Below are 5,722 nucleotides of genomic sequence, written 5' to 3' on the forward strand. Positions count from 1 at the left end.
GAAATAAAAAATTAATAGAGCGAAAAATAGATCGAACCATATTTAACGTTGAAAATTCAGCTGCAACCTCAGGAGGAGATGGTTTGGATGTATTGAAATTAACTCCGGGAATACAAGTTAAAAATGATCAAATATCCATGGTCGGTAAAAGTAGCTTGAAAGTATTAGTTAATGATAAGATCATTCCACTATCTGATGATGATTTAATTAATTATTTAAAATCCATTTCATCTGATAATATTAAGAAAATTGAAGTGATCACCGCACCTCCTGCGAAATACGATGCTGAAGGAAATTCTGGATTAATAAATATTGTTTTAAAAACAAGTAAAAAGAATAATTGGAACAGTTATATAGGTGGGACTTATAAACAGGCTAAATATGCGTTATTTAATGAAAATTTAGGATTTACATTTAATTATAAAAAAATAACATTCAATACTGCTATAGATTTTTATAATGGTAAAAATTTTTCACAACTGATCAATAAATATAGTGAATTTACTGATAAAAATATCAATAATTATATTAATAGTAATTTTAAGCTAAAAAAATACTTTAATGGAAACCTTGATTTGGATTATCAAATAATAGAGAAATTAAATTTAGGTGTTCACATATTGTATAAGAAAACAGAAGGTTCTTTAAATCTGTATAATAAACAATATCAATATAATTTATTAAATCCAAATATTTTGACGAATAGTGTGTCAAAAGAAATCGAAGAAAGAGAAAACTTTTATTCGAATTTTTACACACACTATAAATTGGATAGTCTGGGAAGTAAGATTAAATTTAATTTGAATTATTTTAAAAATACGAGAAAAGAAAATGCAATTTTAAATTCAAAAGATTATATAGATTTTGATTCGTATTTACCTACAAACGATTTTGCCTCTCTTGATACAAATAATCAAAAAATTTCAAATTATTCTGGAAATTTAGATATAGAGCAAAAATTAAAAAATTTGGGAATAGATTATGGAATTAAAATATCGCATAGTAAAATAGCTAATAATATAGGCTATAGTGAAAATAAAGAAGGAAAAAATGATTTTCAAGAAAAATACAAAGATCTTTTGGAATATAAAGAAAACATTCAAGCGATTTATTTTTCAGGTAAAAGAAAAATTTTGGATAAATGGGAAATACAAATCGGATTACGATTGGAAAGCTTTCAAAGCAAAATTAATTCCATAGTATCTAAAGAAGAATATAAATCTAATTCAATTGAATTGTTTCCGAGCTTTTATTTATCGTATGTGTTAAATGAAAAAAATACTTTTACATTTACCTATACAAGACGTATAAATAGACCTTGGTATAGGGCATTAAATCCCTTTGTTCTTCATATAAATAAAAATACAACACAAGCAGGTAATCCATATCTACATTCTTCAAATTCAGATAATTTAGAATTGAATTATACCTGGAAAAATAAGTGGACCAGTGGGATTTATTTTTATAAAGCGGAAGATGTGATAAATATGGTAAATTACTTAAAAGAGGACGACACTAATTATTTGCATTATAAATTTGAAAACAGTGTCAACGAGTATTCCGTAGGTCTAAATCAAAATTATGTATTCAATACATTTAAATTTTGGGAAAGTACTCTTACATTAAATTTATTTTATAAAGAAAATAAATCTAAAATTGAAGGTTTTAATTCAAATAATACTATAAGTTCAAGCTTAGAGACAAATAATAATTTATTTCTAAATAGAAATAAAACTGCATATTTTACCATAGTATATCAATATAATTTTCCTCAGTATGATGGGACGGATAAATTGAAATCCTTTTCAAATTTTAGTGCAGGATTGAAATGTCTTTTTCTTGATAAAAATTTAGTGCTTTCCTTATATGCCAATGATATTTTTAAAACATTTAAATATAAAGTATATAGTGTATACAATCAAAATAAGAATAAAATTACTGATTATGAATTTTCACAAAATCTACGGTTTTCGATAAAATATAATTTTGGGAATAATTCAATAAAATCAAAGTCTATCAAAACAGGTAATGAGGAAGAACAGATCAGAGCTAAATAAGCTATATGATATTTATAAGACAATCTATTTTTATCTTTAAAAAGAGTGTAAATTCAAAAAATAGGAAATCAAAGCCAATTAGCAAGATTAAAGTCAAATTATTATAAACTGGTTTAAAATCAATTGGAATTGGGTACATAATCCTAAATTTATTCTTAAATAAAAAAATCATATTTCAATTATGATAAAAAATCATTTTTTAAAATAATTATAATTTAAAATAAAAATATTTCACTTTATTCAAGATAAAAATAAGTATAAAGTAATTTCAAGGAAAAAAAAATAAATTTATCTTATTTTAATAATATTTAGATTTAGTTAAATTGTTATCAAGGCTTAAAACGAATAAAATTGTTTGGTTTATTGTTTTATTATTATAGTTTTGCGCCTTTGAATGAGAATGTTATTATGAAATTTAAATTTCTTACAATTCTATTATTTTCTTTTTACATATCTTTTTCTCAGTCATTTAAAATAAAAGGGAAAATAAGTATCGAAAATTCAGCTATTGAAAATTTAGCCGAGATATTATTATATAAACATGATTCTATAATTAAAAATACTATTGTAGAAGAAGACGGTTTTTTTATCATTAATGATATATCGCAAGGTGTTTATACTTTAAATGTAAAACAGTGGGGTAAAAGTATTTATAAGAAAAATTTGGATGTAAAACAAAACATTGATTTAGGAGAAATAAAAATATTCCCAACTAAAGAATTAGAGCAAATACTAGTAACAGGTAATAAAAAATTAATTGAGCGAAAAATAGACAGAATGGTTTTCAACGTTGAAAAATCTTTTGCCTCCTCTTCTGGTACTGCTCTTGATGTATTGAAGAAGACCCCTAAATTAAAGTTTGATGGAAGTAATATTAAAATTATAGGTAAAAACTCTGTCAAAATTATGATTGATAATAGGATAGTTGAATTATCAGGTGAATCACTCATTAATTATTTACAAAGTTTTTCATCAGAAGCAATAAAAAGTATAGAAATTATTACGAACCCGCCATCAAAATATGAAGCGGAAGGTAATAGTGGATTGATCAATATTCTTTTAAAAAAAGCAAAAAAAGATTCATGGAATCTTTCTTTGCAAGAAAATCTAAAACAATCGCATCATACTTCTTCCGGTCAAGGTGCTGATTTTAATTTTAATAAAAATAAAATCTCAGTATCGGCTAATATATTTAATAATTTTACATTTAGTGATTTCACAAATAAAATTAATTATTATTACCCTGATGGATTGTGGTATAATAAATTTAATGGTACAGATAAAAGTAGAAAACCATCATTTCGAACAAATTTTGATTATAAATTAAATAATCATATTACTTTAGGCGGAAATTATTCATATTCTCAATCTAATTTCATAGGGAAAAGAAATTCGTTGGTAGATATTGAAGGTAATAAATCTTATAACATTATTCACACTCCAACTTTAATAAAAGAAAATTCACAAATACATATTGCTAATTTTCATACTCAATATAAAATAGACAGTATAGGGCGGTTGCTAAATTTGGATATTAATTATATTAGTTTTAATAACGAACCTCGTAGTATGTTTCATTCAAATTATATTTTGCATGATCAAATTGTTGATGAAACGGATGTAGCGAAAAATTATTTAGATCAAAAATTAGAAAATTATTCTACCTCACTAGATATGGAGCATCCATTTTCTAATATTAAATTTAATTATGGCGGCAAGATTTCTTTTAACCATGTTGATAATAAATACTCTTATTATACTTTGAATATAGAGAATGTTCCAATTCCGGATACAATTAATAGTAATCATTTTACATATCAAGAAAATATTGAAAGTTTATATGTGAACACATCTAAAGAAATTAACGCTAAATGGAAGGCTCAGCTAGGATTAAGAATGGAAGTTTCTCAGGTAAAAGGCATATCTAAAACTATGCAACAAATAAACAAAAATAGTTATATAAAACTCTTTCCAACGGCCTATCTTTTTTATACTATGGATGAAGAAAATGTAATATCCTTAAATTATGGAAGGCGAATACATCGACCAAAGTTTTCCGTTTTAAATCCATTTAAACAATATTTAACTCCTAATTCCTATATAACAGGGAATCCTGATCTAAAACCTTATTATACACATAATTTCGAATTAAATTATGAGTATAAAGATTTATCAGTTTCTTTGTCTTATTCAAGGGTGAAAAATGAATACACAGATGTGACATTATTAAATACTATTGATAAAACACAAGTTTCTACTCAATTGAATGCTGTAAATTCATCTACTTCAAATTTAGATATATTCTATTTATTTTCAGAAATTCCTTGGTGGGAAAGTAATAATGAAATGAACTTACAGTATTCCGAATATAAGTCAGATAATCCACAAATAGGAAAAATCCGCAATATGGGTTGGTTATTCTATTTTTCAACAGATAATTCCTTTTACTTACACAAGAATAAAAATTTTATATTTAATATAAAATGGATCTATAGTGGTAAAGGAGTAGATGAGATAAGTAAAATAAATTCATATCAAAGTATTGATTTAGCTTTCAGAATGTTTTTTTTACAAAAAAAATTGCAAATAACAATCTCGGGAGAAGATATTTTTCAAACCAATAAGCCTAAATACACTGATTTTACAAACAGCATAAAGCAGACGTATAGCTGGTATGGGGATACTAATCATTTTTTTCAAATATCGATAGTATATAAATTAGGTAATAATAAACTTAATTTAGGAAAAAGAAAATTAGGTAATGAAGAAGAGAAAGAACGAATAAATTAAATTTTTGAAATAGGCCAATATTTATTTGACACTTTAGGCAAAGCAGAGACGTAATTTAACTCGTAACTTTATTTCCATTTAGTTAAAAATTAACACTAATAATATACGTATTAAATACGTAATTAGCTCATTCCTTTCTTTCTATAAAATCAATTTTTTTACAATACCATAAAATCTAGGGATTAAAAAACGGGTATTATATTATTTATTTTTAACATTTAGTTTAAAAATTAAATATTAATCCAAAATAATAAACACACGTTATATGATAAAAATCATAAAAATATTTAAATATACACAATAGAGATAAAATATTTTAATTTTTTTTAATTAAATAAAAATAAAATAAATTTTTGTTTAAATTTTATCCTAATATGTTTTCAATAAATTGAAAATTATTTAACAATTTGTTTAAACAATATAATAAATTTTTAAATATTGTTTTTTTGCTATAAACTTGTAGTGGCTTTATTAGAACGAAACTATGAAAATTTACTATTTATTAATTACTGCATTAATATGTATTTATTCCTATTCTCAAGAAATCATTGTTAAAGGAAGGTTGGATTGGGACGAAAATAAATCCGGAGTTCATCTGAAAATTTCTTTAATCAATAAAGATTCAATCATAATAACTACTCATATAGTTGATCACAACAGTTTTATTTTTGAGGGATTATATGAAGGGTTATACGAATTAAAAATTGAAAAAGATAGTGAAGAATTATATTCCAATTCATTTATGCTTAAAGAAAATAAGGATTTAGGAATCATAAAATTATCTTCAGGTAAGGAAATTCAGCAAGTGGTTGTAACAGGAAATAAAAAATTAATAGAGCGAAAAATAGATCGAACCATATTTAACGTTGAAAATT

The 5,722-nt window shown here is 24.0% G+C and carries 2 protein-coding genes and 1 pseudogene; all 3 read left to right on the forward strand.

The window, feature by feature from the left end; translation table 11 throughout:
* A partial coding sequence (locus tag GFU93_RS04410) for an outer membrane beta-barrel family protein (RefSeq protein WP_160567563.1) occupies nt 1–2,057 on the forward strand: 2,057 nt, incomplete at its 5' end.
* 408 nt (nt 2,058–2,465) lie between these two features.
* Nucleotides 2,466–4,847: an outer membrane beta-barrel family protein gene (locus tag GFU93_RS04415; RefSeq protein ID WP_160567565.1), complete on the forward strand. Its 2,382-nt coding sequence runs from the start codon at nt 2,466–2,468 to the stop codon at nt 4,845–4,847.
* A 484-nt stretch (nt 4,848–5,331) separates the two neighbouring features.
* Nucleotides 5,332–5,722: pseudogene (locus tag GFU93_RS04420) on the forward strand (hypothetical protein); the annotation flags it as partial.

It is taken from the genome of Apibacter sp. B3546, from assembly GCF_009827885.1.
GTDB lineage: Bacteria > Bacteroidota > Bacteroidia > Flavobacteriales > Weeksellaceae > Apibacter.